The organism is Bilophila sp. 4_1_30, from assembly GCF_000224655.1.
In the GTDB taxonomy this organism is placed as follows: Bacteria; Desulfobacterota; Desulfovibrionia; order Desulfovibrionales; family Desulfovibrionaceae; genus Bilophila; species Bilophila wadsworthia.
The window spans coordinates 1-2,080 of record NZ_JH114239.1; the positions used below are offsets into that span (position 1 = coordinate 1).

At 63.6% G+C, this 2,080-nt stretch carries 2 protein-coding genes; both read left to right on the forward strand.

Annotation, left to right across the window (positions count from 1 at the left end; genetic code table 11):
* Positions 1-311 precede the first annotated feature (311 nt).
* A complete protein-coding gene (locus HMPREF0178_RS19815) occupies positions 312-1,706 on the forward strand; it encodes an SLC13 family permease (RefSeq protein WP_009369318.1) in 1,395 nt (464 codons plus the stop codon).
* A gap of 40 nt (positions 1,707-1,746) precedes the next feature.
* The coding region (locus HMPREF0178_RS19820) for a PAS domain-containing protein (protein ID WP_009369319.1) at positions 1,747-2,080 on the forward strand (334 nt) is incomplete at its 3' end.

Consider the following 2,080-nt stretch of genomic DNA (forward strand, 5'->3'; position numbering starts at 1 on the left):
GTGGAAAAAGACCTTCCTTTACGCCACCGAGAATACCCCCATCCTTCACTGTCCCGCCAAGCGTTTTCTTCGGCGGCAAGCCGCCGGAGAAAACGCGCCGCCGGGTCAAGGGGCGGCTCGCCCCTTGCGGAGTGCAGAGGCAGCGCCTCTGCCGGGGTCCGAGGGGCGGAGCCCTTGGATTCCGCCATCCGGGACAAGACACATCGATTTACATCTATTGAATGGTAGATTTGTACTTCATCTTGCCATCAACGCGCAGACTGCGTTATTGTTTTCACAAATGTCCGCAGATCTGCCACGAGGACGCCAACATGACCACTTCCCTGCGCAAGGGCTGCATCGGCCTCGCCATCCTTCTGGGATATTTTCTGCTGGTTTCCCTTCCATGCCCCGACGGGCTGTCACCCAACGGCAAACGGGCCATCGCCATGATGTTCGCCGCCGTGCTGATATGGGTATTCGAGATCCTGCCCGTCGCCGTCGCCTCCGTGCTGTTCGCCGTACTGCCCGCCGTGGCGGGCATCCTGCCTCTGCCCAAGATGATGCAACTGTTCGCCACGCCGACGATCTTCTTCGTGTTCGCCATGTTCTGCATCGCCATCGCCTTCCAGAACTCCGGCCTGAGCCGCCGCATCGTCCTGTGGACGAGCCTGCGATCCAAGGGTTCTCCTGTGCGCCTCCTGCTGCTCCTGATGATGGTCTGCGCGCTGCTCTCCACCATCCTCGCGGACATACCCGTCGTCGCCATGATGCTGCCCGTGGCTGTCCTGCTGCTCGAAAAAAACGGCTGCGTGAAGGGAACCAGCAATTTCGGCAAGGCGGTTATGCTCGGGCTGCCCATCGCCTGCCTCATCGGCGGCGTCGGCACCCCGGCGGGAAGCGCCATGAACATGATGACCATAAGCCTCCTCCAGAGCACCGCCGGCGTACACATCGGGTTCTTCGAGTGGACGGCTATCGGGATGCCCATGGTCCTCGTGCTCACGCCGCTGGCGTGGTGGCTCGTCATCCGGGCCTTCCCCCCGGAAATCGGACGGCTCGCGGGCATGGATCTCGTGGAGCGGGAATACGCCGGGCTCGGCGGGCTTGGGCGGAGGGAAAGCGTGTTCATCGCCGTGCTGGCCGTGAACTTCATCCTCTGGAGCACGGAAAAGCTGCACGGCATCCCGCTGCCCGTGGCGGCGGTCATCGGCTGCGCGATCTTCTCGCTCCCGACCGTCGAACTGCTCACATGGGAACAGGACAAGGGCCGGATCGGATGGGACAGCCTCATGCTGATCGGCGCGTCCAACGCCCTCGGCATGGCTATCTGGGAAACGGGCGGCGCGGCGTGGATCGCCCATGCCTGTCTCGGCGGCGTCGCGGGTATGCCGCTTGCAGGTGTTATAGCGGTGATTTCCCTGTTTACCGTGGTTATCCACCTGCTCATCCCGGTGAACACCGCCATCGTCGCCGTGCTCCTCCCCGCGCTGGTGGCGCTTGCCGGCACCATGGGCGTCAACCCGGCCATGCTGGCCATCCCGATGGGCTTCAGCGTGTCGGCGGCATTCCTGCTGCCGCTTGATGCGGTCCCGCTGGTGACCTACCCCGCCGGATATTACCGGATGTACGACATGTTCAAGCCCGGAGCGCTCCTCTCCGCGTTCTGGGTGGCCGTGATGACGGCCGCGATTCTCATCATTGCCGTCCCCCTCGGGCTCATGTAGGGCATTCCCCAAAAAGCCGACGGGAGACGAAGGAGGTTTCATGGTTCCATCCCACCCTCTGGGCGCGTCTCCCGTCCCTCATTTCTTGTTGGACGCAACCTGCCGAATCTCATTCTGGAACGCGGCTTGCGAAAAACTGTTCCACCTACAGGCCGGGGACGCGCTCGGCACAATGGCCCACAGACGGATCTTCCAGGAGCGCGAGATCCCCACGCTGGCCGATATCCTTATCGAATCAGGCGGAGTGCCGCCCTGCCACTCCTCACAGGGCCAGCCCGTGCTGCCGGGGCTTGTCCCCGGAACGTGGGAAGCGCTGGCGGTCTGTGCCAGCCCCCCGGCCACCTTCCGGTGCACGGTTTCGCTCCTGCGCGAGG

Bases quoted from the DNA above. Each gene is read 5' to 3' on its own strand.
- HMPREF0178_RS19815 (WP_009369318.1), top strand. From the start codon at position 312: ATGACCACTTCCCTGCGCAAGGGCTGCATCGGCCTCGCCATCCTTCTG.